We start from the raw sequence: 26,226 nt of genomic DNA on the forward strand, positions 1-26,226 counted from the left end.
TTATATAATTTTATTTTATCATGTATTTAAAGCTCTAAATTACTCAAAACCATAGATCATTTTATCGCACACTACCGGTGTCGGTCTGTGATTATCATCCACTGCAACAAACGTAAAGCTACCACTAATGGCTGAATGCTTGTCGTCTTTATGCATTGTTTCTAGCAATATATCTACATCTACCTTTAAGCTGGTATTTCCTACATGTACGACTTTAGCGATTAACTCTGCAAAAGTACCTGCTGGTATTGCCTCTTTAAAATCGACCCTATCAGATGAAATAGTTACCAAAGGTTTACGACAAAAACGAGTCGCTGCTATAAATGCAACCTCATCCATCCATGCCAGTGCATCACCACCAAATAATGTATTGTGATGGTTAGTACGCCCAGGAAATACGGTTTTTGTTACTGATGTGGTTGAATCTTTAATACGCTGTGCAATTATTGCATCGCGATTTATGTCAGTCATAAATTCTACTTTTTGTTTGCTAATGTGTCTTGCATTAATAATGCAGGATCAAGGCGTTCGCCTTTCCAGTTAAAACGCCAATCTAAGTGAGGGCCAGTAACACGGCCGGTTGCACCAATTTCAGCTACTTTATTGCCTTGTTCAATTTTGTCACCCACTTTTACATCAAGCTTACTCAAATGTATGTATGTGGAGGTAATGCCGTGGCCATGATCTAAAATTAATGTACCGCCTGAGTAATATAAATCAGGCTCAGCAAATACCACCGTACCGCTAATTGGTGCATACACAGGTGAACCAGTTTTATTTGCAATGTCTAAACCAAAGTGCGGACGACGAGGCTCACCATTAAAATAACGCTGACTGCCATAAACACCCGATATACGCCCTTCTGCAGGCTTTAACACAGGGTCTAAAAAGTACAGTAAATCAGAGTTTACTTCTCTCGCTTTTCGTACAGCCACCGCTTCGCGGCTTATACGGGCGCTAACTTTTTTAGGCGGAGATACATATTTTTTGGCTACGCCGGTAATTTTATCAATTTTATAGTCGCGCTTAGTAATAGCTATCGGATGAGAATGCAATTTACCCCTGTTATCTACCCATTTTAAAGTATGAGTAGTATCAGCGTCACGACCAAAACCAAACACAAAATCACCTTGTGCCGATAGTTTTAAATTTTCACCATTTAGGCTAACTGACTTTGCGTTTTCAAGCTTACCGGTAACTAAACCGCCTTGTGTTAAATGCCCTTTTAGCTCAAGCGCCATAGCACTAAAGCTAGCAGAGGCAACAAGCGCCATAGCACTAAAGCTAGCAGAGGCAACAAGCGCTGTTGCTAAAAGTGTTTTAAACATAACTAATTGACCCTTTTCCGACACCTTCATAAGCGGTCACTTTTACAGCTTTTTCAGGATATTGGGCTTTAATTTGGCCAGCTACATGTTCAGCAATACATTCTACAGTGGTATCTACTGGTAAAATGTCGCAACGAGACTCGCTAATAGCCATTTCAAAATAGCCTTGTGCCGATGTATAAGCAAAACATACATCATCCACTTTGGCTGTAATGTGTTTTAAATCAGGTGCGTTAATTTGATCTTCACTGGTGGCTAGATAAATATCTTGCCACTTTAAAGACCATTCTTTTTGTAAGCGCGGCATAGAAATACCATCAAGGCTTATGCCTATTTGAGAGCGATGCCCATGAATAATACGCTGGCAATTACCGTCATGCTTTTTAAGGCCATGGCTATAATGATAATAGAAGCTTTGGCTATGCTCAGGCTTAAGAGACAACTCAATTTTTTCAATGTTATCTGGCAGCTTTGGTAAAATTGTGGCAACTAAAAAATCAGTCACCGATTCAACCGTTACTTCGTCTGCGTTAATCATGCAATAAGCTTGATGAGGAGCGCTCATCGCTAAGTGGTTGTTTTCACCAAATGTGCAGTCGAGTGTTTTATGCTCATCAAACGCAGACACTGTGCCATTAAGGCCTGTAGGAATTGCTAAACGGTGATCGATACACTCATCTATAATGCCTTTAATTTGCTTTTTAACTAAACCAAAGTCTAAAACCATAGACTCTTTGTTAAGTTTACCGTGCAAAGTTAAATCAACAATCCAGCTCTCGCCAACGGCGCCGCGTTTGTTACATAAGTAAGAAAAATCAATCACAGTTAGTGAGTTAACAAAAAGGATCATAAACTTCCTTTAGACTGGTTATAAGACAGCGCTAATTATAATGATTTCTGATTGTAATTGCGCGGTTTTATAGAGCAAAAACCAATCGAGTTGTTTGATTGATGATTTAATGCGCAATATTTTGATTTTTTAACTGCTCCGAGTTGTTTAGCGTACAAGTGTACGCTAAAGTACTTGGCAATTTCTAAGCGAAGATAAGTGTTATGGAACCTAAAAATAGCTATACAAAAGAAGAGTTGATCCTGTGTGGTCAAGGTGAAATGTTTGGTGAAGGTAACTGCCGTTTACCAAGCGACAACATGTTAATGATGGATCGCATTACCTCTATTACTGCTGATGGCGGTATTCATGGTAAAGGCGAAATTATTGCTGAGCTTGATATTGATCCTAGCCTTTGGTTTTTTGATTGCCATTTTAAAGGCGATCCAGTAATGCCAGGCTGTTTAGGCTTAGATGCTATGTGGCAACTGGTTGGCTTTTACTTAGGTTGGTCTGGTGGACCAGGTCTTGGCCGTGCGCTAGGTGTAGGTGAAGTTAAATTTACTGGCCAAATTTTACCAACTAATAAAAAAGTAACTTACCGCCTTGTAATGAAACGCGTTATTAAACGTAAATTATTTATGGGTGTTGCTGATGGCACTGTAGAAGTCGATGGCCGAGTAATTTACGAAGCTAAAGATTTAAAAGTGGGCTTGTTCCAAGACACTAGCGCGTTTTAAATGACTCAACTTAAACTGTTTAGGTTGTAAATTTAGTGCACAAACAAAAAGGCCTCCAACGTGGAGGCCTTTTTGCTTAAATTCGACTATAGATTATTATGTTTTGTACATGTTGCGATTTTCTATCGCCTCACGCCAACCACCTAACCACTCCGATTTGGGATCTACTTGTTGATAAGGGCATAGCTCCTTTGAGCGACCTGCTAAGCCTGCTTTAAAACCTTGAGAATGAGCTCTTTCTAGACGATCTCTTTTCTGTCTCTTCATCGGTAATATCCTCACCTTTTTATTTATATATTGTGTAGCATTAGTGAAATCTACATTTAATGAATAGTTAATAAAAATGTAAAATTCAAATCATAAAAGCAATTAAAGTGTTTGACTTTAACTAAGCTGCTGATGCAAAAATGAATTAACATTTAAAAAAGTAAGTGGTCATACAACATTTAATTTGACCGGTTTTATGCGAAATAAAATACGACTTAATAATCGCTAAAATGTACTTAAGTACATAAATTACGACTCGTGTGTTTTGAGTAAGTTCCAAATAAAAATGTAATCGTGACACTTTTATTGCAATTATTTCTGATTATCGATTTATTGCAATGTGAACTTTTTTTAAACAATTTAACTTTATACTTGATTATTTAAAGTCGATCGGTCTAATATAAGTTCATGAATAAAAATACATCAATACCTGTACGCCGTGGTCGCCCACCTAAAATAGCCAGAGATAACGCCGATACTAAAGCGTTACTTATTCGCACGGGCCTAGAAACCCTAACCGAATTTGGTTTTAGCGCTACAGGGCTAGATACCATTTTAAAAAAAGCAGCGGTGCCGAAAGGCTCTTTTTATCACTACTTTAAAAGTAAAGAAGCCTACGGTATTGCATTGGTCGATGCATACGACAGTTATTTTATTGCCAAGCTTACCCATTATTTACAGCAAGAAGATGTCCCCCCACTTGAGCGAATTGTTAATTTTACCCAAAGTGCGATTAAAGGGATGAAAAAATACGATTACAAACGAGGCTGTTTAGTCGGCAATTTAAATCAAGAACTCAATCACTTGAGTGATGAGTTTAAAACCAGATTAATGCAAAGCTACACCACATGGCAAAATCATGTAGAAGAATGCTTAAATCAAGCGAAGCAACAAGGCACTATTGCAAACAGCGTAAATACACACCTAATGAGCGCATATTTTTGGATAGGCTGGGAAGGCGCAGTTATGCGTGCCAAGCTCACAAAATCAAATACCCCACTTACTTTATATACAGAAATGTTTTTACGCGCATTATTAACCTAATGCGTTTTTATTTGCCAGTTAAAAGACGATCGGTCTAAAAGGATATCCCATGAATAAGCCAATTAAAGCCATTGTTATTAATAAAGAAGATAATAACTACAGCGCCTTATTATCTACTATCGAACATAGTGATTTACCAAACGAAAACGTATCTATAAACGTTCTATACAGCACGCTTAATTATAAAGATGGTTTAGCGATTACAGGTAAAGGGCCGGTAGTACGAAGCTTCCCAATGGTGCCCGGTATCGACTTAGTGGGTATTGTTACAAATTCTACCAGCGATGAATTTAAAAACGGCGATAACGTAATTTTAAACGGTTTTGGCGTGGGTGAAAAACATTGGGGCGGACTTGCACAAAAAGCAGCACTTAATAGCGACTGGTTAATCCCCTTACCTGCCGGGATCTCCCCAAAACAAGCTATGCAAATAGGCACTGCAGGATATACCGCCATGCTAAGCGTGATAGCGCTCGAAAAACAAGGTATTACGCCAGAGTCTGGCGAAATACTGGTAACAGGTGCTAATGGTGGCGTAGGCAGCTTTGCTATTTATTTACTAAATCAACTTGGTTACAACGTAACCGCTGCAACAGGACGGTTAGATCAAAGCGAGTATTTAAAAGAGCTAGGTGCAACACAAATCATTAGCCGCGATGAGTTCTCGACCCCTAGTAAACCATTACAAAAAGAGCGTTTTGCTGCAGCGATAGATTCTGTCGGTAGCCACACACTTGCAAACATTTGTGCTTCATTAAAATATGGTGGTGTAGTTACAGCGTGCGGACTTGCACAAGGTATGGATTTACCTGCCTCAGTTGCACCTTTTATTTTACGTGGTGTATCACTTATTGGTATTGATAGCGTAATGCGCCCTAAAGCAGATAGAATCGAGGCATGGGATCATTTAGCTAAATTAGTAAACGCTGATTATTTAGATAAAATTTCGACTGAAATAACGCTAGAACAGGTAATTGATAACGCAGAGCGACTTATGGAAGGTAAAATTAGAGGTCGCGTTGTAGTTAATTGCCAAAGTTGAGCTATTTGCACTGTTAAAGCCTCCTTATTAAATTTATAATACAATTTATATTTTAATAACGAGGTAACACCTATGAGCAACCAAGAACTTTTCAGTAATAACCCACTGCAAGGCGTAAAATTAGAACAAGTGGTTGAAGAGCTGGTTGAACAATACGGGTGGGAACTCCTGCACGCTTATTTACAACTTAACTGTTTTAAAAATAACCCCGATATAAAATCTGCGGTGAAATTTTTACGTAAAACACAGTGGGCACAAGAGAAAGTAGATAATTTTTACCTATACCGTCTTAAAAATTTGCCTAAGCCTGACGATGTTCAATATGAACTCCCCCCACGTGACCGTGTTATCCCAGCGGATCATAAACCTAGTGAACCGTGTGAACTTAGTTTTGTTGATGCGAAGCGAATTATAGAAAAGAAAGAAACTAAACAACGTGCTCGCGATCGTAAACAACGCTCTAATTCTAGTAACCCTTGGGGTAACTAAAATAGTTTCAGCTTAATGTTATTAGAACTGCTGTAGTTTACAGCACTCTAATAACACTAAATTCATTCTCACTCTGTCTATTTATTATGATAATCATACTATTGCAAATAAAAGTTTAGAGTTTATGTTCAGCTAAAGGAAGTGAATAGAGAGCCCTATTTGCAGCCTCAAGTGTTTCTTTTATCCAGATGTTATATACAAACAGATTTCTCTTTGCTATCTGCGCTATTTCGTCGGCTGGGATCAGTTCTCTATCTGTTAAAACACGTATTGCTTCAAAATCACATTCATCGGAGCCTGTTGCTGATGCCCATTTTTTTAAATCGTTTACGCATTCATTCAATGTTTCATCGTCGTAGCAGGAAATTATTTGAATAATAAGGGAATATCTCCAGTCATTGTCGGCTTTATTTGCTGCAACAAGTACCCTTTCGACTTCATTTTTGCCAAGCTTTATAAAATATTGATATATTGGGCCAGCAATAGGCCAATTAGGATCGCATGTCCAAGATAATAACTCGTCTAGGTATTCCGTGTTTTGCGGATAACCTATAGTAATAATTTCATCTACTGCCGCTTGATCCCCTTTATCTAATATTTTATTAGTCATTTGTATTCCTTTTTATATGCTTGATTATTCAGCTGTATGACAAAATAGCATTTAGCTAAATAGTTATATGCGTTAATAGGGCAACTATTTAAGCTCTTCATCATAAATATATAGAAAATAACTACAAGCACGAACCACTAAATTAGCGTCAAATCAAAGAACCTAATATTTAAGAAAGATAGGAATAATAATTTCCTCTTCATCATACAAATGTTGAGTTAAAATTAGATCAACTGTTTCAGCTCTTTGATAAAGCTTACCAATGGTAGAATAGCTAAAACCCATTAATAAACTCTGATTAAGAGATATTTTGAGTTCAAATAATGCCGTTGACAAGCGTTTATGATCATTCTCTAATAAGTCTATACCTGCAGCTAACTTTGGCTCAATCTTTTTAAACCCAGGAAAATAAGAGTGATCTTCAATTAAGTGATGACGTTCAGCATTTTCAAATAATTGATAACATAGCGCTTCAATTTTCTTCAATTCAGATCTTATTGTAAACTGTGCTATCTGACTTTCTAACAATGATTTTAAAGCTTTTAATATTTGAGATGACGTGTACATCAACCCTTCGTGATAATGAATAAAAAACTGAGCTTTGCCATGGTATTTAGGGTGAAAATGCCATTTTCCTCTTTCAATATTAATGAGTGATTTTTTAATCAACAAAGGCAGTTCCCGACGTTTAGTGACATCAAAATCAGCCTGTGTAAAGTCAATTGACATCTTGCAAGTTCTATAATGTGGTATGGCAACCGTTAATGGCTAAAATAACCATCTACCAAATAATTTAACGAGTAGTGGCATAATAAAAAGTACCATTATAGGAACAATTAAAGTCAATGAGGTCAACGTTATTACAACAGAAGTATCAATGAATGAGGCAACTATACCTGGAATAAAATGTACTGGTAGCGAAAGACCCAATATGGTCATTAGTATCATTTTTAATGGTGACATTTTCTGCCCCGCTTCATTTTGACTGCTACCTAGTAAAATATCCATACCATGATGCTGATAGTGCTCATATTCTGGGACAATATCACTAAACTCTATGCACTTAGCAAGCCACTGTGCACGTTCATTTGATGCCATCCATTGCTCAAGATTTAAAAAATTATCGAATCGAAAAATACAAATATAGTGTAGTTTATTCTCATCTAGTGGTTTTATTACGTCGGTACCAATAAAACCACTAAACAATTGACAAGCTTTCTCTATTCCTTCGAGCCAGCACTGAAAAACAGCTTGTTTTTCTGGCCTAACATTGTGTCGAACAATAACAGTTACTTGTTTGTTATTATTGGTAATTGTCATATGATTTCCTTGATGAGAATGATCATAGTATCTTCTTTAATATCCAGCTGTAAGCTATCGCCTTTTACTAAATCCCCCTCAGTAATCATTTCACCATTCGCAGAGCCACTGCCTTTTGTTATATACATAAGAAAAGGTTGCTGAATATTAACTTTTTTACCCGCAGCTAAATAACCCACATCAATTAGCGTCCGGCTGCTAAATGTGTCATCGTTGCTCGAATCTCCTCCATAAACTCGCATCATGCCTTCATTAGGAAGCTCATAAAACTTATAGTCTGCACAAGCGCCTGCTTTTTCAGGTAATACCCATAGCTGTATCATCCTATTTTTAGTTTTATCCGGATTTATTTCATTATGAGAAAACCCTTGCCCGCCAGCACGCTGTACTTGTACTTGCCCTGCTTCTAATGATTGACCGTGCTCAAGCGACCCTTCATGACTAACACGCCCTTTAACCATAACAGAAATAACATCCACTTCTTTATGGCTATGCATAGTGGTATCACCTAAGGGATTAAACTGCGCATCTGCTAAATAAATGAAACGCCCAATTCCTTGCCAAGTTCCAGGATTAGATCGTCCTGAAAAGGCGCTATTATCCATTACTAATCGATGTTCTTTAAGACCTGCAAAGCCACCAAGTTTTAAATCATCACGATGTAAAATTTTCATTTTCGACCTCTTTATATTTAATTAAATTAGAAAGGCACAAAATAAGCTCTTTATATTTTATGCCTTAAAATAATAGCTTAATTTTCTTCAGCTATTGCAGCATATAGCTCACCTAACACTTCCATTACTGCTGGACCTGCTCCTGTTGACCAGTCTTCGACTAGCTCAGACAAGATCTGAATGGTACTTGCTACATAGGCCCCTGACTGTCTTATTCGATCTAAAGCAATATCATCACCTACTTTAGTACCTGACCCTGAAGCGTCTGCCACTACCTGAACTTCGTAACCTTCTTCAATTGCACTTAATGCTGGATACAGTACACAAACCTCGGTTAATAACCCTGACATGATCAAGTTTTTTCTACCTGTTTGTTTAACAGCATCATTGAAATCTGGATCTGCCATACAATCAACTGTTCCCAGTCTTTTAACACGCGCTGCAAAAGCGTCTGGAATAATACGCTCAAGCTCAGGAAATAAAGAACCCTGAGCATCGGCTTCCATGCTGCTTGTTAATACAACCGGCATACCTAGTGCTGCAGCTGCCTTAGCAAGTGCCAGTGTATTTCGCTTCATTACTTCTACAGGCCCAGAATTCATCCAACCCGCAGTCCCTACTTGATGATCAATTAAAAGCATTACCGCATTGTCTGAGTTATATCTTTTATGTGCCATTATTTCTCTCCATCTACTATCGTTATTGTTTACATTAGTAGCTAGATTAGACTGATTATATACAGAGATAAATAGCCTATAATGAGACTAATTGTTTCATTAATGGAACAATCAAAGCTCATTAATTTATTACGTACTGCAGTTAAAAAATAATGCCGGTTAAGTAAAATAAGGATTGGCATTACTAATATATTTATAACACGCTCTAAAGCAAAAAAATGATGGGTTATTGTGCATCAATAAAAATGGAGTAATATAGATGATAATCTCACTTATGAAACAATCGTATGACCAATTATAATGATATGTCACTATTTGCTCATGTAGTTGATGCTGGCAGCTTTACTGCGGCGGCTGAATTAACTCAAATACCTAAATCAACAATCAGTCGTCGCATAGCAGATCTTGAAACATCATTGAGTGCTCACTTATTAGAGCGAACCACAAGAAGGCTCAGACTCACAGAAGTAGGCAGCATATACTATCAATATTGTCGACGGATCATCGAAGAAGCCGAATCGGCTGAAATTTCTGTGAGTCAGTTTATAGGCGAGCCTAAAGGTACTTTACGAATAAATACATCTGTAACTATCGGTCAACATTTAGTTGGCCCATTACTCGCTGAGTTTTTGCAAGCTTACCCCGATATTAATATTCAGTTATTAACGACAAATAGGTTGGTTAATTTAATAGACGAGGGCTTTGATCTTGCTATACGCGTCGGCGAACTTGCTGACTCTTCCCTTATTTCTAAATATTTAGGTTCTACTCAACTTAAGTGTTACGCCAGTACTAAATATGTTAAAGATATGGGACAGCCTGAATCACCAGGAGATCTTATTAATTATAAGTGCATTACAATGAGTAACAATCTTCAATCAAACAATTGGATCTTGGAAGGCCATGAAAAAGAGACTGTAAATATACCTATAAACAATAAAGTTGTGGTCTATGATTTTACTATTGCCAGAGAGCTGGTCTTTAAAAATACTGGTATAGCAATGTTGCCCAATTATTTAGTAAAAGATGAGCCATACTCTTCAAGTATACAAACTGTTTTAAACTATTGGAGTAGTCCAAATATAGAGCTACATGCCATATATCCAAGTCGAAAAGGTATGACGCCAAAATTAAGGGTATTTTTAGATTTCATAGCGACGAAATTTAGAATGGAAAGCTTATTTAACAAAAATTCAGGTTAAAAGATCTACGAGTATTATAATACATTGATTAAATGTAGTGTTTTAACTGTTAGTAGTTGATGTTAATGTAACTCTCAAAACTTTTTTATTTAGTTTTAGTAAGCTAAACTTAGAAATAATGGCTAAGCGAAGATTATCCTTCTAATAAGTATAGGTATTTGTAACTAAAAGGAAATTTTTAATATGCAATCTAACTTGGTATCAGAACAGTTTAAACAGCAAGGCTTTGTATTAATTAAACAATTAATTGAACCTAGTACAATTGCTAAACTTAAAAATTATTGTCAATACTTAGATGATGAGGCAAAGTCACACTACTTTTTAGGACAATCACTCGATAATATTGCCATCACCCAAAATGCGGATACCCCATATATATCGCGTATCAATTCACTCTTTCTGTTTAAACCTCAATTCGCTTGCTTATTAGCACATACTAAACTCATGAATTACGTTGAAGCTTTAATTGGTGAACCCGCTTTACCGACCTATGAATCAATTGTAATTAAGCATTCACAAGATACGCACGGTTTTGATTGGCACCGTGATATGCCCGTAAGTACGCAAACACCAATTATAACTGTAGGTATATATTTAGATGACGCAAAAGCAGAACATGGGGCTTTAAAGGTGATCCCTCGCTCTCATTGTAGCCCATTAAGTGTGTGCGATATAAAACGCCAGTTAACAAATTCGGAGTTAAAGAGCTTAGATGTTACAGCCTGTGCAGGAGACGTAATAATACATCATGTAAATACAGTTCATTCATCAGCAAGGCAGGAAGCCCAAGCAATACGCAGAACTATATACTTTGAATTTAGGGCTTTATCGCACCTTACCAATAATCCGATATTTCCAAATGAATGGATTAAAAAGCGCCAAGCACTCATGAAGAACATACAAACACTCAGCGCAAAACACCTTCAACATGATATACAGCTACCCAGTGATTTTTATGAAACGCAAATACAAATGGAGGCGGCAGAATATTGTATCGAGTTTACCAAATGAGTACTCTGTTTATATTTGCGCATTTATGCTGCGTTATCGCCTATTTATGGGGAACAACACCATAGGCTCTGCCTTGCCTAAATACCAAACGTCTGCTGCAAATTAAACCACTAAAGTTATTGTCACTTGTTTTTATTAAACGTGATTAAATAACAGTTCAGCATAACGTGTCATTGGTACATTTATTATTCTTTGTAACGCGATTGCTTTATCAAATAATTCATCTTTACTCAATGAAGGTATATTATTGTTAAATGCAAAAATAATTTTATTACCACCTTCTATCATAAAACTAAGAATGTGTCCTTCAAACTCTTTATCAAGCAATTGGTCAAACTTCTCTCGTTGTCCAACTTTCGTATGGCAAATATTGAGTACGAGAACGCCATCAAAAGTAAGCGCATTTTTACAATCACGTAAGTATGTAGTGGTACAGTGATTTTGGCCACCCATTAAGAAAGAAATGTTATGCTAATAAGCATACAAATTTGGGTGAAAAAATGACGAAATTAAAACGCGCAACGTATTCAGCGGCAATCAAATTAGAAACAGCTCAGCTTGTAGTCGACCAAGGCTATACACAAGAAGAAGCGGCCAAAGCGATGGGGGTGGGTAAATCAACCGTCAGTAAGTGGGTTACTCAATTAAAGCTAGAACGCAATGGCCAGACACCCACAGCGTCACCAATGACGCCCGAACAAATTGAAATCCGCGAACTTAAAAAACAAATCCAACGCATTGAATTAGAAAAGGATATATTAAAAAAGGCTACCGCTCTCTTGATGTCCGACTCCCTGAACAATTCTCATTAATTGAGAAATTGAATCAACGAGAGCGTTATCCAATTAGTGTGCTATGCAGCGTATTCAATGTGCATCGCAGCAGCTATAAATACTGGGCCATACGCGATACAACGCCGACACCTGAGCAAGTAAGGTTAGAGGCTGAAGTAAAAGCAATACATGCGATGAGTGGTGGTTCAGCAGGTGCACGGACAATCGCAGCGATAGCAACGAACAATGATTTTGAATTGAGCCGTTATCGTGCAGCTAAGCTAATGGTTAAATTAAAGCTTGAAAGCTGCCAAGTACCTCAACATTCATATAAACGCGGTGGTAATGAACACCTTGAAATCCCAAATCTGCTTGATAGACAGTTTGATGTTGTTGAACCAGATACCGTGTGGTGCGGTGATGTGACGTATATTTGGACAGGCAATCGCTGGGCTTATTTAGCCGTCGTTATTGATTTATTTGCACGTAAAGTGGTTGGCTGGGCAATGTCGTTGTCGCCAGATACTAATTTAACGCTAAAAGCGCTTGAACTCACATATGAAAGCAGAGGGAAACCGACAGGACTCATGTTCCATTCAGACCAAGGTAGCCATTATACAAGTTTAAAATATCGCCAACGTTTATGGCGCTATAAAATGACACAAAGTATGAGTAGACGTGGAAATTGTTGGGATAATGCGCCAATGGAGCGATTTTTTAGAAGTTTTAAGACAGAATGGATGCCAAAGGTTGGATATGGAAACTTTATAGACTCTAAATATAGCGTGAGCGATTACATAAATGGATATTACAACAATGTTAGGCCGCATCATTATAATGCCGGTTTAGCGCCAAATGAATCTGAGGTTAGATATCAAGATTCTAAAACTGTGGCCAAAATTAGTTGACCACTACATATTGCGCTTTTTATTTAAAGGAAAGCAGGCTCAAAACAGTCGACTTCTTTAATCAACATAATTCCCGCTATCCACTCATTAATGAAAAGCGGATAAAAGAAATAAAGGATGCAGAAATACTCACCGATGATATGGCGGTGATCACGCCAAACTTATTGCTTATTGAATGCCTCGTTCCGCAACTTAAACAGCTGATGTTGGCAATAACACGATTTGATGATGAAATTAAAACACTTTATAAGCAACATGCAGATCGCGCTATTTTTGATAGTTTACCAGGTGCAGGCCCACAATTAGCACCTCGACTATTAGCCGCTATGGGGTCAAATCGTGACCGCTATAAGTGCGCCGCTGACATACAAAAATACGCAGGCATTGCCCCTGTTACCGAACGCAGTGGCAAAAAGGAATGGATACACTGGCGGTACTCATGCACTAAATTTTTAAGGCAAACATTTGTGGAATGGGCAGGATTATCTGTACGTTATTCATTTTGGGCTAAAGCATCGTTACTTGGCCACGATAGTTGGCAGCAAGAAGCCAAAGGAAAACCCCATAATACCATCATCAGATCATTGGCATTTAAGTGGATACGAATCCTATTTAGGTGCTGGAAAACACATACGCCCTACGATGAATCAACTTACTTTAACTGCATTGAAAAGTAAGGGCTGCATTGAAAAGTAAGGGATCACCGCTGTTAAAATTTGCGGTGGAAAGTGAGCTTTAGCACTTGCTGCCCACCTCAGGGCGTGTTGTTAGCTTTAATTTTTTATGGGAAATGAATAAACTTCAATCTGACTAAGTTCATTGTTGGGTACAATACTTAAATTGTTAGGAAAATCATAAACGCCAAATTGCGAATCTTTCTCTCTAAAAATAACTAAGCGTCCTTCTTTTAATTGCTCTTGAGAATCAATTCCTGGTATCACAAAGCCCCCATTAGAATTAATCTCAAACGATTCAGAGTTTTTAACAGAATGGAGAATATAAAGGCCTTCTTTTTGATCTAACATGTAAAAGGCAGATATGTAATTTAATGGATTTATATCCTTATTAAAAGAAACTGTTCCTTTAATTGCATACTTTTCACCAATTTTTTCAATTGTGATATTTTCGATATTATTTACAGCCCTAGCTGCTGAAAGGGGCAATAAGTATCTATTATTTGTTATGTCTCCAATAAATCCTTTTAGTGGAGACATAACAGATGCATATATTGCTATTAGTATTAAAAATGTGAAGGTATATACAATACCATCCCCTGTTGAAGTTTCACTGTTTAAGCGGTATAGCTTTATCCCATTCCAAAGCACTAAAAAAATTCCCACTAAAATCATTACAAAAATAGAATAAACAAGTATAGCCACTATAAATTCTGGGCCACTAAATCCAACCCCTGTAACTTCACTCAAAAAAGGTCCAGCCACAAATGTGGCAACAGAGACCCCCAAAATAGTTGCTATATCAGCAAAAGTAGCTAATTTTGAAAGTGGTGATGCCTCTTCAAACTCTTTTATTACATTTTTCAATTTTTGTCCTTAATTCTATTAAACATATGCCAAATTCTGATATTTAAAGCTAACGAGCCTGTAGATTAACTCGTTTTTTTATTTATTTTTATTGATAAACAAACCATAGCTGAGTTCCTATTTTGATTCAATCGATTACTGTATTTTATGCAGAATATAAAGTGGGAGTTTGGTATTGTTTTAACTGGCGTTTTGGAAGGATTTACGGGTGTTTCAGTGGCTTTATTTTGGCTTGAAAGGGGTTGCCTCTCTTTAATGCATTGTGTTTTGTAGCTTTTCTATATTATGAACAAGGCAATACAATTGCCATTGCGCATTCACTTTCGCTTGACCCCGTAAGGTCAATTTATTCATCCCTTTATTCACTGTAATGTTCCCGAACACCGGCTCAATACAGCCGAGCCGTTTGCTGTATTGTCGTCGTCCGATTGGGCTGTCTATTTTAACTTTCATTTTATCGATATAGCTTAGCTTTTTGCGTGATTCATTATTTATAAACTGCACCTGTCGCCCCGTTTTAATGGGTGGCTTTCGCATGCATTGTTGTTGTAGTGGGCAGGTTTTACAGTCTCTTAAATAACCACAGAATCGCGTGTATTGCTGGTTATGGCTGTTTACATTGACCCCGCTTCGCCACATGGTATTGCCAGCAGGGCAGCGGCATGTTTGCGTTGCCTCATCATAATGAAAATCGTCTGAGGTAAATAATCGTGGCTTGCCTTTACTGCGTTTTAGTCGACGCTTTTCTTGCTCTGTTTCGTATGTTTCGCTGTCTTTAAACAGCGGATTTCGTTTTCTAAATTGGTTATCCGCAATGTAGGTATCGAACCCACTTTTCGCCATATATTCAAGGTTCACTTCGCTGTTAAACCCACTGTCTGCGGTGAATTTAAAATTTAATCGTGTACTCGTCTTTGGGTTTGTCAGTGTTTAATTTATCGAGCTGTTGTTTTAATTGCTTAACAGCTGGCTGTAGAGTTTGTTGCTCACCCACTGAGCCCCACGCTTGTGCTTGCAGGATGATTTGGTGTTTATCGTCATTAATCGCGATGCCGTTGTAGCCTTGAATTGTCCCTTTTGACGTGGTCATTTTCGCACTATCTGGATCAGTGATATTACTTTTAACAGGCTTGCCTTTACTGCCTATTTTTTCTTTGTGAGTGGCTAAGAACTCGGTAATTTTACCTGCACTTTTATCTAGCTTTTCTTTTTGTTTTAAATCCTGAGTTATCAATTCTTCGCCCAGCCCATCTTGTGATTGGTGGCGTTCAATAATACGTTTGCTTGCGCGTTCTAGTTTTGCTTTTTTGCGACCTAACTCATCGAATGTGCCACTCCACTCTTTACTCGCATTGGACTTTAATTTACACCCATCAATGGCAAACATGTTACGGCCTATCAAGCCTTCTTCATCACATATCATCAGCACTTGCGTAAAAAGCGGCTCAATCTGTTCATGCATTTTAGCCACAAAACCCGCTATAGATGTGTAATGCGGCTGGATATCACCCGACACACTCATAAATAAAATATTATGCTCGCAAGCCTTTGCAATCCGACGGCTACTGATCAAACCATGTGCATAGCCCAGTAAAATAATCTTTAGCATTACCGAAGGTGGATACGCCGCCGCGCCCGTTTTGTCATTGTTGTACCACGCGTCAAATCCCGATAAATCGAGTTTATTTTCGACAATATAACAAAGGGCATACTCAAAAGTGCCAGGCAGAATTTGCTCAGCGAAATTGATAGGAATGAATTTATTTTGACAGGATAAGTCAGGCTTGTAGTTAGCCATAACAGTTTACCGTGGGTGAATAATATCTATTAGATCACAGCGAACAGATGGATTCAAGGTTAAAAAGCAATCAATTTGAAATAGTAGAATACGTTCCTAAAAAGAGTAATTCTACAGCCTCAACGCCCGCAGCAACAGTGAAAGAAAGTGGCGACCGCTTTGCGGCTCTTTGCAAAGCGGGTGACGCTTACTGGAATCTGCTGCCTGCGTTTGTTAGCGAATACTTTCATAGACACTTGGAGCCTCCCAGGCCAAAACATTAACGCAGTAATTACAACCAACAATAAAGAATTCGATTAAGTCAGAATTGCTAGACGAAAGGAACCCCTTTCGGTTCCTCTCTTGATCAAGCCAGCCACTACAAGATATTTTGTATAGCCAGCCATTATTTGTTGAGCATGACGGCCAGAACTCAAGCAAGTCACCCTCATCTAAAACACGGAAGCCAGCAGGGCTATCAAAAGAAAGGTCAATCCGCTGGCCGTCAATCTGTACGGTAACCACTAAAGTCTCAATATCAAAATCAATATTGATAATTTCAATACTCTCATCCTGATCTAGGGGAGACTCAAGCGCCACACACTCCATCAACTTCTCCAATATAATTTCGTATCGCTAACGCCAGCATAAAGCGCGTGAGGAACGAACGTCGATTTTTATGCTTTTGTTAAGCATTTATTACGCCCTCAGATAATTTAAGCAATTCAGCTTGATCCGCTATTATTTTCCTATTTTCAACAGCCTCACTATATAACTCAACAAGGTTTATTATATCATCAGCGCTCATTAATCCCTGTTCTTTTGCAGACAGTACTGTTTCAATAATTTTATTAACGAGCAATTTAGACCTAATATTACTAACCCTTTCTATAAGAAAAAAAGCTTGCGCGTTACTAGGACTGCATTCAACTTCGTCCCAGAAGTGTTCCATAGCTTCGATAACCCCAAACTGTCGACGTTCGAAGCGCACTGAGGAAATATAAATATCGAGAATTAGATCCTTGCTGAATACACTTGTAATCCAAGGAGCCAATGCTAGCTCAATAAATTTCCGCCGCTTTGTCTTACTTAAATTTGTAATGAAGAGCGTTCGAGTGAGCTGCTGGACAATAGTTGAACCTCCAGATCGAGGCTTTATTTTAATTACACCCAATAGGCTTCTCGCAAGCGACTTATAACTAATACCAGAGTGGCTATAGAAGTCTTTATCTTCTATAAAAATGAGAAATTTCTTTATGTTCTTAGTAGAAACTTTAAGTCTATCAGTCTCGTAAACTGCTAATTTTGCACGATAAACAATGTACTCAATGTTTTCAGTTAATGGCAACCCTATAATCCGAGATATAAACTTGTAAAATAAAAGTCTCGATGTTTCATGCGTATCAAGCAAGGATGAACGATAGATCATCATTGCAAGGGCAGACCAAGTAAATCCCATTAACAAAATAAAGATAGAGTTAAATTCAGATGAGAAAACACTGGGGTTTTGTTTTATAAAGTAGGCACTTAAAAACAACACTACAGAGCTGGAAATAATGGAAATAATCCAGAATGGGTACGCAGCATATGTCAGCCACCCGGGAAACAACCTTAAGGCAAGGGGTTGATCCGCTCCTTCGACTCTCCAGTTGGGCAAAAGAAGCTGGATATTTCCGTAGCTTAATCCTAACATCCGCCTCAAAATAATGACTTTTCTTCCTGAAAATATTATTGCCCGCTGCCGGTCAGAAAAATACTTTAGACTGATGAAAGAAAAGCTACTAATTATAGATAATAGAATTAATGAAATAATATATGGGGGGATAATTCCATTAAAAACAGTAATTAGTTGACTTGATGAACCAACCAATAACGAACCTAATGCTGCAGATGAGACAAGCGTTACATTTGATGCATTTAGGAAAACTCGTTCTTCTGACTCTAGATTTTTAGCTGCAACCTTATACTCTTCCAAAGCTATATCGCGATCATCAAAATGGTAAGTAGGAAAATGCTGCCGCCACCCTTTTTTATAGTCTTCTTCGATCAACGTTCGATTTCCATTATATTGCTTAACAATTTTATAGTGCGCTCATCGCGCATATATCTGCCAATGTCACGCTCATGTATTCAATAATTCTTTTTTAACAAATAACTTAACACATTGCTATATATAATTTTTTATTAGCACTCAAACTCTCAATAAAAGACAAAATGCGCTCGTCGCTCATTTTCTTGAATATGGGTGCAGCACAACTGTACTGTATATAAATACAGTATTATTAATGGTAATATGAAAACACGTTCTCCATTTTTAAATTATATAGCCGATTATATGTTGGTACGTCAGTATTCATTACGCACCGTAGATACTTACCTAAGATGGATTGCATCTTATATCCATTTTCATAATAAACGCCATCCCGCCTCAATGGGAGACATTATCGTATTCGCCTGAAAGCTTCTATGCACATTCAATATTTTTGCGACTGCACTCAATTCATTGTCATTTTTATACAAGCACATAATAAAAAACGAACTTTCATTAAATTTAAATTTTGCCCGTAGTAAAAAACAAGCAAAGCTCCCTGTCGTGATGACCCCAGAGGAAGTTAAAATGTTGATGGCTCATTTAAATAAGCGCTATTATTTAATTGCAGCCCTTATGTATGGAAGTGGTTTAAGAGTAATGGAAGCGGTGCAATTAAGGGTGAAAGATATTGATTTTGATTATAAATGTATTCAAGTATGGAATGGCAAAGGAAATAAACATCGTATTGTAACGCTCGCTACAGAGCTGATCTCTATGCTGAGAACTCAAATTTTAAACGTTGATGACTACCTAAAGCTTGATTTAAATAACACTAAATATGCCGGCGCGTGGATGCCATATGCCTTAACAAAAAAATATCCTTCAGCCGCAAAAACACTAGCATGGCAGTATTTATTTCCTTCTCATATGTTAAGTTCAGATCCTCAAAGTGGTGAAATAAGGCGACATCATTTTCATCACTCTTGTATTAGAAAAGAGGTTAAAAAAGCCGTCCAAAAATCAGGGTTAACAAAAATAATAACACCTCATACATTAAGGCACTCTTTTGCTACTCATCTACTGCAAAATGGCGCTGATATACGCACAGTACAAACACAACTAGGTCACAGCGACGTGCGTACCACACAAATATATACCCATGTACTACAACAAGGTGCTAATGGTGTTGTTAGCCCTTTTTCAAGATTATAAATATCTCAGTAACAAGGCAAAAATTTAGTTATATTGTTTGTCTATATGAGAAGTTTTTAACGCAGTTAATTAGAACGCTAAAATGTTCTACGCTTTAATTCAACGGGTATCCTACTCATGTTTTACAACAAAAATGCCAACGCCGTTATTAGTCCTTTTTCAAGATTATAAATCTCCTTATTTAAACAAAAAAGCACAGCCCACAACAGCCATGCTTTTTAAATCAACCTTAATCCCGCCTGTTTTACAAACGAATACCGCCGTCTATTTCAACCACGCGACCGGTAAAAAAATCGTTTTCGATTATGTATTGTGCAGTATGGGCAATTTCGTCGCTTTCGCCTAAGCGCCCTACGGGTGTTACTGCAAGCATACGCTGTTTCGCTTCGGGCTTCATGGCGTCGGTCATGGCGGTGCTTATAACACCTGGTGCAATAGCGCCTACACGTATACCAAATCGACCAAGTTCTTTAGCCCATGTGGTGGTAAGTGCCACCACGCCTGCTTTTGATGCTGCGTAGTTTGTTTGGCCTATGTTACCTGCTCGCGCTACGCTCGACATATTAACTATAACGCCGCCTTTGCCTGATTCAATCATGTGGCTTGCCGCTTCCCGCCCTGCTAAAAACACACCGGTCAGGTTTACATCAATCACTGATTGAAATTGCTCAAGAGACATTTTTTTAACGACTTTACCGTCTTTTGCCTTTATAAACATGCCGTCGCGTAAAATACCGGCGTTGTTTATAAGCACACCAATGTGGCCAAAATCGCTGTTAATAGTATTAAATACGTTTTCTACTTCGCTCTCATTTGTTACGTTTGCGGCATACCCTTTAATGCTGCCAGTGACACCCTCAAGTTGCGTTAACTGCTCGCATGCGGTGTTTAATAAGTCTTGTGCCATATCTATTAAAGCAATGTTTGCGCCCATAAGTGCAAACTTTTGCGCCATTGCAAAGCCTAAACCTTGTGCGCCACCGGTTATTACTACCGTGTTATTTTTAATTTCCACGCGTTGCTCCTACTTAGAAAACAGTTTAAAAATGGCACTAAAGTCATCACTACCCGCACCTTGGTGCTGTAGCATAGTGTATAAATTTTTAGCCATTGAACCCATTGGGGTTGATGAATTACTTTGCTGCGCGGCTTCCATGGCAAGGCCTAAATCTTTAGCCATTAAATCAACCATAAAGCCTGGTTTGTAATCGTTACTAGCCGGTGCGGTATCCATTACACCTGGGCAAGGATTGTAAAGCTCAAGCGTCCAGTTACGGCCCGAACTTGCGATCATAATGTCGCTAAGTACTTTAGGATCGAGGCCGTTGTTAATACCCATTTGCAGTGCTTCGCTGGTGCCTGCCATTAAAATGCTAAGTAGCATGTTATTACATATTTTTGCTACTTGTCCTGCGCCAATATCGCCTGCATGAAATATGTTTTTACCCATATCACTCAGCACTGTATGTGCTTTATCGAACGCGGCTTTTTCGCCGCCTACAATAAAAGTAAGTGTGCCTGCAGTTGCGCCTGCAACTCCGCCCGATACTGGTGCATCTACAAAGCTTATGCCTTGTTTACCAAGTGCGCTGCCTACAATACGTGCTGATTTTGCATCTATTGTTGAGCAATCAATTACTAATGTATTTTTGCTCAGCACGTTAATTAAACCGCTGTCGCCGTTATTACCCAAGTATAGGGATTTAACATGTTTGCCCGCAGGTAACATGCTAATAAGTACGTCAGCATTTGTTGCGCACTGCTTTGCATCAACTGCGGCTTTTGCGCCTTTGCTTGCAAGTTCATTTACGACCGACTGGTTTAAATCGAACACACTCACAGTATGTCCAGCTTTAATTAAGTTAGCCGCCATTGGGCCGCCCATATTGCCTAAGCCGATAAAACCGATATTGAGTTTAGTCATCGTCTTTCCTTTATTTGTGTATTGGCGTGTCTAAGCCATTGAGTGGTTGGTTTTCGCCAAAACGATTAACAAAAAAGCTGTCTATTATTGTTTGTGGTACATCACTTAATGTTTTGTATTGCCAATTAGGTGCGCCGTCTTTATCTATTAATAGCGCTCTTACACCTTCTTGAAATTCACCTACTTCGCCAGCGCGAACCGACATACCTAGCTCCATTTTAAAACACGCTAATAAGCTTTTGCCTTTACTTGTTTTTAATTGCTCACTAACGAGTGCACAACTTAGTGGGCATCCGTGTTTAAGTGATTTTTGAGCGCGCTGTAGCCACTTATCATCAGTGGTTAGCCCTAAAATATAATCAACTTGCTCCTGCAAGGTTGTAAATTCACCCAGCTTTTGAATCGTTTTTAAATTAGCTTTTATATTGCCTTTTGGCATACGCGCAGATTGGTTGTCTAAATCGGTTAATAACTTAGTTAAACGCTCATGATTTAAACTTGCGGTTTTGCCCCACTTTGCAGTTAAAATTTGCGTAAGCATGGAATCATATTTAGTGCTGTCGATAAAGTGATCGGCAAGTGATACAAAACGCGCGTCGTCGCAGTTAATTGATGCCGACGTTAACCCTAAAAATAGCCCCACGTTTTGTGGCATTTTATGTAAAAAGTAACTGCCGCCTACATCTGGGTATAAACCTATGGTTTGCTCTGGCATGGCAATGCGAGATGTTTCGGTTACAACGCGGTGGCTAGCACCGGCCATTAACCCTAAACCGCCGCCCATCACTATACCGTTACCCCAAACAAGGATTGGTTTATCAAAGGTATGAATAAGGTAATCAAGCTTGTACTCAAGCGTAAAAAACTCTTCAACTAAGCTTGTTGGTTTACCTTGCGCCATTGCATGATGAAGGCTTACAACATCGCCGCCTGCACAAAATGCTTTATCGCCTGCGCCTTTTAACAACACCATTGCAATAGCATCATCGTCTTGCCAAGCTCGCAATTGCGGCTCAAGTAATTTGATCATCTCAAAATTAAGTGCATTTAAGGCTTTTGGCGCATTGAGTGTAATAAGCCCAATTAAACTGCCGTTTTCTGCGGTTGCGGTTTCAAATACCACGGGCTCATCGGCGCTATTTAATAATGTTAAAGCACTCATTAGCCATTTACCCAGTTAGCGCGGCGTTTTTCTAAAAAGGCATTTACGCCCTCTTGTTGATCTTCGGTATCAAATAAACCAACAAATAACTCGCGCTCAAGAGGCAATACACTTGCCATTGGTTGATGGCGCCCTTTTTGAATCAATGTTTTACACGCTGCAACTGAGGTAGGGCTTTGATCGGCTACTTGGTTGGCCAGTTTTAATGCGGCCGCAAAGCTTTCACCCTGTGGTACTACTTCTTCTACTAAGCCAATTTGCAGAGCTTTATCAGCTTTTAGGCGCTCGCCGCATAAAATCATGCGTTTTGCCCAGCCTTCGCCAACTAGCCATGCTAAATTTTGTGTGCCACCCGCACACGGTAACAACCCTACTTTAGCTTCAGGGAGCGCCATTTGTGCTTGCTCTTCCGCTATACGTACGTCGCACGCAAGGGCAACTTCTAGCCCGCCACCCATTGCATAGCCGTTAATGGCTGCAACCGACACGCCTCTAAAATTAGTAAGCGCTTCAAACGCTTCACCAAATACACGCGACATATCGGCGGCTACGCCTTTATCGCCACCAGCAAATACGTTTAGGTCGGCACCTGCGCTAAAAAACTTCTCGCCTTCACCAGTCAGTACTAATGCATAAATATTTTTATTATTATTAAGCTCATTAACGGTATTTTTTAAATCAACTAGGGTGTCTTTTGTCCAGGTATTTGCTGGCGGGTTAGACATAGTTAAAATAGCAACATGACCTTCGGTTGTAAGTTCAATACTCGGATTAGATTTAGATTCTGACATACATTGCTCCTTATAAAACGTCGCTTGCAGACTCAGCCAAAATACGGCGCGCTATAATCACACGCATAATTTCGTTAGTGCCCTCTAAAATTTGATGAACGCGTACATCACGTACATGGCGCTCAAGCGGGTATTCTTTTATATAACCGTAACCACCATGAATTTGCAGTGCGTCGTTACACACAGTAAAGCCAACATCGGTAGCAAAACGTTTAGCCATGGCGCAGTAAGTGGTTTTTTCAACGTCGTTATTATCAAGTTTAAATGCAGCAAGCCTGACCATTTGGCGCGCAGCTACAAGCTCGGTGTTCATATCGGCAATTTTAAATTGCAATGCTTGAAACGCAGCCAATGGCTTACCAAATTGTGTGCGTTCTTTTAAATATTCGCGGGCGGTATTGAGTGCTGCCTGTGCTGTACCAATTGAACATGTTGCAATGTTTATCCTGCCGCCATCAAGACCTTGCATCGCAAATTTAAAGCCTTCGCCCTCAGCACCTAATAAGTTGTGCGCAGGAATGCGGACATCTTCAAAGCTAATTAGGCGTGTAGGTTGTGCGTTCCAACCCATTTTTTCCTCAGCTTTGCCGTATTCAACACCTTTTGCATCGGCAGGCACTACAAATGCAGAAATACCCGCTGCGCCTTCGCCGCCTGTACGTGCCATTACCACTAATACTTCGGTTTCGCCAGCGCCCGATATAAACATTTTTGAGCCGTTAATAACGTACTCATCGCCCTCAAGCACGGCTTTTGTTTTAAGTGACGCGGCATCTGAACCCGAGCCTGGCTCTGTTAAACAGTAGGAGGCAAGTAGCTCACCCATGACTAATTGCTCTACGTACTTGTCTTTAACTGCATCGGTACCAAAGCTTGCTACCATCCACGTGGCCATATTATGAATGGTTAACATGGCCGTAGTTGCTGTGCAGCCCATAGCAAGCTGTTCAAAAATGATACTCGAATCTAAACGTGATAAACCAAGGCCGCCGGCATCCTCTGGCGTGTATAAACCACAAAAGCCAAGCTCACCCGCTGCTTTAATCGTGTCTTTAGGGAAAATATGCTCGCGATCCCATTTTGCTGCATAGGGTGCAAGTTCCGACTCGGCAAATTGGCGTGCTGTTTGCGCAAAGGCTTGTTGATCTTCTGATAAGTTAAAGTCCATGTTAGACCTCTTTAATTGTGTAAGTTGTGTTGTTAGCGTTTCCCGTTACGGGAGTCGTTCGTGACGAGCGGCGAAGACTTATGTGTGTTGTGTGTGAAGTAGCCTTCGCGCCCATCTTTTTTATTATTAGTTATTCGTTTTAATCATGATTACTTTAAGTTAATGCTCATGTTTGGACCCGACGCAATATCGTCTTCAAACCAACGTGAGGTAATCGTTTTAGTTTCTGTGTAAAAACGAATACCTTGTTTACCGTAGGTGTGTGTATCGCCGTAAAACGAGCCTTTCCAACCAGTGAACGAAAAGAACGGCAGTGGCACCGGAATTGGCACATTAATACCGACTTGGCCTACTTCAATTTCGTGTTGGAATTTACGAGCCACTGCGCCGCTTGACGTAAATAACGAGGTACCATTACCGTAAGGACTGTCGTTAATAAGGGCGATTGCCTCATCAAGCGTGTCTACAAACATACACGCCAGTACGGGGCCAAATATTTCTTCTTTGTATAAATCCATCTCTTTGGTTACATCGGTAAATAACGTTGGGCCAACCCAGTTACCTTGCTCATACCCTTCAACCGTAAAGTCAGAACCATCAATTAAACAGGTAGCGCCTTGCTCTTTACCACCAGCAATGAGTGATAAAATACGTGCTTTTGCTGCTTTTGATGTTTGCGGCCCGTATGCCGCATTTGCATCATCCCACACGCCTGGGCGTACATTTTCAAAGCCTGCTTTAATTTCATCTACCCACTGACTTGCTTGGCCTACAAATACAGCAACCGAAATACCCATACAGCGCTGACCCGCAGCGCCGACTGATGCGCCTACTAGGTTGTTAACAACGTGCGATTTACTTGCATCAGGCATAATAACCATGTGGTTTTTAGCGCCAACACACGCTTGCACGCGTTTTAGGTTTTGTGTGCCTTTAGAATAAATATAAGCACCTACACCACACGAGCCAACAAACGAAATAGCACGTACGGCTTTATCTTCTAATAGGCGGTCTACTTGTGGTTTTGTACCGTGAACAACTTGTAATACGCCTTTTGGTGCGCCGGCTTCAATAAATAGCTCTGCTAAGCGCATCGGTGTAAGTGGATCTTGCTCAGACGGTTTTAAAATAAAGGTGTTACCACACACAATAGCCAGCGGGAACATCCAAAGGGGGATCATTGCAGGGAAGTTAAATGGTGTTACGCCCGCACATACACCAAGTGGCTGCATGTAAGAATACGTATCGATTTTGCGCGCTACGTTTTCCATTGTTTCACCCATCATTAATGATGGAGCATTCGCTGCTTGTTCTACTACTTCAATACCGCGCCACACATCGCCTTTTGCATCTTCAAATGTTTTACCCAATTCGTGGCAAATAATGGTAGCAAGCTCATCGTGGTGTTCTTTTAATAGCGCCGCGTACTTCATCATAATGCGAGCACGTTCAGTAATGGGTACGTCTTTCCATGCTTTAAACGTCTCAGAGGCTGAGGCAATTGCCGCGTCCATTTCTGACTCGGTGGTACATGGCACTTGTGCAAGTACTTCTTGAGTTGCAGGGTTTATCACATCGATAAGCTCTTTTGATACTGATTGAATAAATTCGCCGTCTATAAGTAGTGGAACTTGGTGCATGGTTAAATCCTATTGTGTCAGTGTGTTTGTTTTTATTTTAAAAAACGCAGCTTTATTATTGATTT

The 26,226-nt window shown here is 39.3% G+C and carries 26 protein-coding genes and 3 pseudogenes; 9 read left to right on the forward strand and 20 right to left on the reverse strand.

The features are described from left to right. Nucleotides 1-39: 39 nt before the first annotated feature. Genes PALI_RS06955 through PALI_RS06965 form a run of 3 tightly spaced genes read right to left on the reverse strand, consistent with a single transcriptional unit; the run spans nucleotide 40 to nucleotide 2,178 of the window. Entirely contained in the window at nucleotides 40-471 is a 432-nt protein-coding gene (locus PALI_RS06955; protein ID WP_138585269.1) for an acyl-CoA thioesterase, read from the reverse strand. A gap of 5 nt (nucleotides 472-476) precedes the next feature. Then, nucleotides 477-1,328: a M23 family metallopeptidase gene (locus tag PALI_RS06960; RefSeq protein WP_193155376.1), complete on the reverse strand. Its 852-nt coding sequence runs from the start codon at nucleotides 1,326-1,328 to the stop codon at nucleotides 477-479. Continuing rightward, nucleotides 1,321-2,178, reverse strand: a complete 858-nt coding sequence (locus PALI_RS06965; protein ID WP_077537915.1) for a 6-carboxytetrahydropterin synthase — start codon at nucleotides 2,176-2,178, stop codon at nucleotides 1,321-1,323. Before PALI_RS06965 ends, PALI_RS06960 begins: the two co-directional genes overlap by 8 nt. Nucleotides 2,179-2,381: 203 nt before the next feature. Here PALI_RS06965 and fabA point away from each other — a divergent pair, with 203 nt between their 5' ends. Further along, the gene (gene fabA, locus PALI_RS06970) at nucleotides 2,382-2,897 is read left to right on the forward strand and encodes a bifunctional 3-hydroxydecanoyl-ACP dehydratase/trans-2-decenoyl-ACP isomerase (protein ID WP_193155377.1); all 516 of its coding nucleotides are present in this window, start codon (nucleotides 2,382-2,384) and stop codon (nucleotides 2,895-2,897) included. A gap of 96 nt (nucleotides 2,898-2,993) precedes the next feature. On the opposite strand, the gene rmf is transcribed toward fabA, so the two are convergent. Then, nucleotides 2,994-3,164, reverse strand: coding sequence for a ribosome modulation factor (rmf, locus tag PALI_RS06975; RefSeq protein ID WP_002960897.1), 171 nt, complete (start codon nucleotides 3,162-3,164; stop codon nucleotides 2,994-2,996). Nucleotides 3,165-3,572: 408 nt separating this feature from the next. Here rmf and acuR point away from each other — a divergent pair, with 408 nt between their 5' ends. The 3 genes from acuR (at nucleotide 3,573) to PALI_RS06990 (ending at nucleotide 5,739) form a co-directional block, all read left to right on the forward strand. After that, nucleotides 3,573-4,208: an acrylate utilization transcriptional regulator AcuR gene (gene acuR, locus PALI_RS06980; protein WP_193155378.1), complete on the forward strand. Its 636-nt coding sequence runs from the start codon at nucleotides 3,573-3,575 to the stop codon at nucleotides 4,206-4,208. Between the two features lie 49 nt (nucleotides 4,209-4,257). After that, nucleotides 4,258-5,250, forward strand: a complete 993-nt coding sequence (gene acuI / locus PALI_RS06985) for an acrylyl-CoA reductase (NADPH) (protein WP_193155379.1) — start codon at nucleotides 4,258-4,260, stop codon at nucleotides 5,248-5,250. 72 nt (nucleotides 5,251-5,322) lie between these two features. Continuing rightward, the gene (locus PALI_RS06990) at nucleotides 5,323-5,739 is read left to right on the forward strand and encodes a VF530 family protein (RefSeq protein ID WP_193155380.1); all 417 of its coding nucleotides are present in this window, start codon (nucleotides 5,323-5,325) and stop codon (nucleotides 5,737-5,739) included. Nucleotides 5,740-5,854: 115 nt separating this feature from the next. On the opposite strand, the gene PALI_RS06995 is transcribed toward PALI_RS06990, so the two are convergent. From PALI_RS06995 to PALI_RS07015, 5 genes are all read right to left on the reverse strand, one after another. Next, nucleotides 5,855-6,349 carry a DUF5071 domain-containing protein gene (locus PALI_RS06995; protein ID WP_193155381.1) on the reverse strand — a complete coding sequence of 165 codons (495 nt, stop codon included), beginning with the start codon at nucleotides 6,347-6,349 and terminating at the stop codon, nucleotides 5,855-5,857. Between the two features lie 162 nt (nucleotides 6,350-6,511). Further along, nucleotides 6,512-7,078 carry a hemerythrin domain-containing protein gene (locus tag PALI_RS07000; RefSeq protein WP_193155382.1) on the reverse strand — a complete coding sequence of 189 codons (567 nt, stop codon included), beginning with the start codon at nucleotides 7,076-7,078 and terminating at the stop codon, nucleotides 6,512-6,514. Nucleotides 7,079-7,117: 39 nt separating this feature from the next. Continuing rightward, nucleotides 7,118-7,669 carry a hypothetical protein gene (locus tag PALI_RS07005; RefSeq protein WP_193155383.1) on the reverse strand — a complete coding sequence of 184 codons (552 nt, stop codon included), beginning with the start codon at nucleotides 7,667-7,669 and terminating at the stop codon, nucleotides 7,118-7,120. Beyond that, entirely contained in the window at nucleotides 7,666-8,343 is a 678-nt protein-coding gene (locus PALI_RS07010) for a pirin family protein (RefSeq protein WP_193155384.1), read from the reverse strand. The genes PALI_RS07005 and PALI_RS07010 overlap by 4 nt, the downstream gene beginning before the upstream one ends. 77 nt (nucleotides 8,344-8,420) lie before the next feature. Beyond that, on the reverse strand, nucleotides 8,421-9,020 hold the full coding sequence (locus PALI_RS07015; protein ID WP_193155385.1) for an isochorismatase family protein: 600 nt from the start codon (nucleotides 9,018-9,020) through the stop codon (nucleotides 8,421-8,423). A 287-nt stretch (nucleotides 9,021-9,307) separates the two neighbouring features. On the opposite strand from PALI_RS07015, the gene PALI_RS07020 reads away from it, so the two are divergent. Then, nucleotides 9,308-10,222 carry a LysR substrate-binding domain-containing protein gene (locus PALI_RS07020; RefSeq protein WP_193155386.1) on the forward strand — a complete coding sequence of 305 codons (915 nt, stop codon included), beginning with the start codon at nucleotides 9,308-9,310 and terminating at the stop codon, nucleotides 10,220-10,222. Between the two features lie 183 nt (nucleotides 10,223-10,405). Further along, nucleotides 10,406-11,233 carry a phytanoyl-CoA dioxygenase family protein gene (locus PALI_RS07025; RefSeq protein ID WP_193155387.1) on the forward strand — a complete coding sequence of 276 codons (828 nt, stop codon included), beginning with the start codon at nucleotides 10,406-10,408 and terminating at the stop codon, nucleotides 11,231-11,233. 135 nt (nucleotides 11,234-11,368) lie between these two features. Here the strand turns inward: PALI_RS07025 and PALI_RS07030 are convergent, their stop codons facing one another. After that, nucleotides 11,369-11,686, reverse strand: coding sequence for a class I SAM-dependent methyltransferase (locus PALI_RS07030; protein WP_226894509.1), 318 nt, complete (start codon nucleotides 11,684-11,686; stop codon nucleotides 11,369-11,371). Nucleotides 11,687-11,733: 47 nt separating this feature from the next. On the opposite strand from PALI_RS07030, the gene PALI_RS07035 reads away from it, so the two are divergent. Together PALI_RS07035 and PALI_RS07040 are read left to right on the forward strand one after the other, a co-directional pair. Then, nucleotides 11,734-12,914, forward strand: a protein-coding gene (locus tag PALI_RS07035; protein WP_193155388.1) for an IS3 family transposase whose coding sequence is annotated in 2 segments (ribosomal slippage) — nucleotides 11,734-11,992 and nucleotides 11,992-12,914 — 1,182 coding nt in all. Because the reading frame shifts where the segments join, the coding sequence is not laid out codon by codon here. Beyond that, a pseudogene (locus PALI_RS07040) lies at nucleotides 12,914-13,653 on the forward strand (transposase); the annotation flags it as partial. The gene PALI_RS07035 and the pseudogene PALI_RS07040, both read left to right, overlap by 1 nt. Before the next feature lie 34 nt (nucleotides 13,654-13,687). Here the strand turns inward: PALI_RS07040 and PALI_RS07045 are convergent. The 4 genes and pseudogenes from PALI_RS07045 to PALI_RS07060 form a co-directional block, all read right to left on the reverse strand. Further along, nucleotides 13,688-14,455, reverse strand: coding sequence for a hypothetical protein (locus PALI_RS07045; protein ID WP_193155390.1), 768 nt, complete (start codon nucleotides 14,453-14,455; stop codon nucleotides 13,688-13,690). 252 nt (nucleotides 14,456-14,707) lie between these two features. Then, nucleotides 14,708-16,253 (reverse strand): annotated as a pseudogene (locus PALI_RS20410) (transposase). Nucleotides 16,254-16,466: 213 nt separating this feature from the next. Continuing rightward, nucleotides 16,467-16,832, reverse strand: a complete 366-nt coding sequence (locus tag PALI_RS07055; RefSeq protein ID WP_226894512.1) for a hypothetical protein — start codon at nucleotides 16,830-16,832, stop codon at nucleotides 16,467-16,469. An 88-nt stretch (nucleotides 16,833-16,920) separates the two neighbouring features. Next, nucleotides 16,921-18,282 (reverse strand): biosynthetic peptidoglycan transglycosylase, encoded by a 1,362-nt coding sequence (locus PALI_RS07060; protein ID WP_226894513.1) that lies wholly within the window; start codon nucleotides 18,280-18,282, stop codon nucleotides 16,921-16,923. A 243-nt stretch (nucleotides 18,283-18,525) separates the two neighbouring features. On the opposite strand from PALI_RS07060, the pseudogene PALI_RS07065 reads away from it, so the two are divergent. After that, a pseudogene (locus PALI_RS07065) lies at nucleotides 18,526-19,476 on the forward strand (integron integrase). A 244-nt stretch (nucleotides 19,477-19,720) separates the two neighbouring features. Here the strand turns inward: PALI_RS07065 and PALI_RS07070 are convergent. The 6 genes from PALI_RS07070 to PALI_RS07095 all read right to left on the reverse strand — a co-directional run bounded on the left by PALI_RS07070 (nucleotide 19,721) and on the right by PALI_RS07095 (nucleotide 26,161). After that, on the reverse strand, nucleotides 19,721-20,491 hold the full coding sequence (locus PALI_RS07070; RefSeq protein WP_193155392.1) for an SDR family oxidoreductase: 771 nt from the start codon (nucleotides 20,489-20,491) through the stop codon (nucleotides 19,721-19,723). A gap of 9 nt (nucleotides 20,492-20,500) precedes the next feature. Further along, nucleotides 20,501-21,400, reverse strand: coding sequence for a 3-hydroxyisobutyrate dehydrogenase (mmsB, locus tag PALI_RS07075; RefSeq protein ID WP_193155393.1), 900 nt, complete (start codon nucleotides 21,398-21,400; stop codon nucleotides 20,501-20,503). A gap of 10 nt (nucleotides 21,401-21,410) precedes the next feature. Beyond that, complete coding sequence (locus tag PALI_RS07080; RefSeq protein WP_193155394.1) at nucleotides 21,411-22,562, reverse strand: enoyl-CoA hydratase/isomerase family protein; 1,152 nt, start codon at nucleotides 22,560-22,562, stop codon at nucleotides 21,411-21,413. Then, nucleotides 22,562-23,353 (reverse strand): enoyl-CoA hydratase, encoded by a 792-nt coding sequence (locus tag PALI_RS07085; protein ID WP_182769636.1) that lies wholly within the window; start codon nucleotides 23,351-23,353, stop codon nucleotides 22,562-22,564. Before PALI_RS07085 ends, PALI_RS07080 begins: the two co-directional genes overlap by 1 nt. Nucleotides 23,354-23,363: 10 nt before the next feature. Beyond that, nucleotides 23,364-24,521 (reverse strand): acyl-CoA dehydrogenase family protein, encoded by a 1,158-nt coding sequence (locus PALI_RS07090; RefSeq protein ID WP_193155395.1) that lies wholly within the window; start codon nucleotides 24,519-24,521, stop codon nucleotides 23,364-23,366. A gap of 149 nt (nucleotides 24,522-24,670) precedes the next feature. Beyond that, on the reverse strand, nucleotides 24,671-26,161 hold the full coding sequence (locus tag PALI_RS07095) for a CoA-acylating methylmalonate-semialdehyde dehydrogenase (RefSeq protein WP_193155396.1): 1,491 nt from the start codon (nucleotides 26,159-26,161) through the stop codon (nucleotides 24,671-24,673). Nucleotides 26,162-26,226: the final 65 nt, after the last annotated feature.

This window comes from Pseudoalteromonas aliena SW19, assembly GCF_014905615.1.
GTDB classification, from domain to species: domain Bacteria; phylum Pseudomonadota; class Gammaproteobacteria; order Enterobacterales; family Alteromonadaceae; genus Pseudoalteromonas; species Pseudoalteromonas aliena.

Bases quoted from the DNA above. Each gene is read 5' to 3' on its own strand.
- PALI_RS07000 (WP_193155382.1), bottom strand. From the start codon at position 7,078: ATGTCAATTGACTTTACACAGGCTGATTTTGATGTCACTAAACGTCGG.
- PALI_RS06955 (WP_138585269.1), bottom strand. From the start codon at position 471: ATGACTGACATAAATCGCGATGCAATAATTGCACAGCGTATTAAAGAT.
- PALI_RS06965 (WP_077537915.1), bottom strand. From the start codon at position 2,178: ATGATCCTTTTTGTTAACTCACTAACTGTGATTGATTTTTCTTACTTA.
- PALI_RS06990 (WP_193155380.1), top strand. From the start codon at position 5,323: ATGAGCAACCAAGAACTTTTCAGTAATAACCCACTGCAAGGCGTAAAA.
- PALI_RS07085 (WP_182769636.1), bottom strand. From the start codon at position 23,353: ATGTCAGAATCTAAATCTAATCCGAGTATTGAACTTACAACCGAAGGT.
- PALI_RS07025 (WP_193155387.1), top strand. From the start codon at position 10,406: ATGCAATCTAACTTGGTATCAGAACAGTTTAAACAGCAAGGCTTTGTA.
- PALI_RS07010 (WP_193155384.1), bottom strand. From the start codon at position 8,343: ATGAAAATTTTACATCGTGATGATTTAAAACTTGGTGGCTTTGCAGGT.
- fabA (WP_193155377.1), top strand. From the start codon at position 2,382: ATGGAACCTAAAAATAGCTATACAAAAGAAGAGTTGATCCTGTGTGGT.
- PALI_RS06995 (WP_193155381.1), bottom strand. From the start codon at position 6,349: ATGACTAATAAAATATTAGATAAAGGGGATCAAGCGGCAGTAGATGAA.
- PALI_RS07005 (WP_193155383.1), bottom strand. From the start codon at position 7,669: ATGACAATTACCAATAATAACAAACAAGTAACTGTTATTGTTCGACAC.
- mmsB (WP_193155393.1), bottom strand. From the start codon at position 21,400: ATGACTAAACTCAATATCGGTTTTATCGGCTTAGGCAATATGGGCGGC.
- acuR (WP_193155378.1), top strand. From the start codon at position 3,573: ATGAATAAAAATACATCAATACCTGTACGCCGTGGTCGCCCACCTAAA.
- PALI_RS07090 (WP_193155395.1), bottom strand. From the start codon at position 24,521: ATGGACTTTAACTTATCAGAAGATCAACAAGCCTTTGCGCAAACAGCA.
- rmf (WP_002960897.1), bottom strand. From the start codon at position 3,164: ATGAAGAGACAGAAAAGAGATCGTCTAGAAAGAGCTCATTCTCAAGGT.
- PALI_RS07080 (WP_193155394.1), bottom strand. From the start codon at position 22,562: ATGAGTGCTTTAACATTATTAAATAGCGCCGATGAGCCCGTGGTATTT.
- PALI_RS07020 (WP_193155386.1), top strand. From the start codon at position 9,308: ATGACCAATTATAATGATATGTCACTATTTGCTCATGTAGTTGATGCT.
- PALI_RS07015 (WP_193155385.1), bottom strand. From the start codon at position 9,020: ATGGCACATAAAAGATATAACTCAGACAATGCGGTAATGCTTTTAATT.
- acuI (WP_193155379.1), top strand. From the start codon at position 4,258: ATGAATAAGCCAATTAAAGCCATTGTTATTAATAAAGAAGATAATAAC.
- PALI_RS07095 (WP_193155396.1), bottom strand. From the start codon at position 26,161: ATGCACCAAGTTCCACTACTTATAGACGGCGAATTTATTCAATCAGTA.
- PALI_RS07030 (WP_226894509.1), bottom strand. From the start codon at position 11,686: ATGGGTGGCCAAAATCACTGTACCACTACATACTTACGTGATTGTAAA.
- PALI_RS06960 (WP_193155376.1), bottom strand. From the start codon at position 1,328: ATGTTTAAAACACTTTTAGCAACAGCGCTTGTTGCCTCTGCTAGCTTT.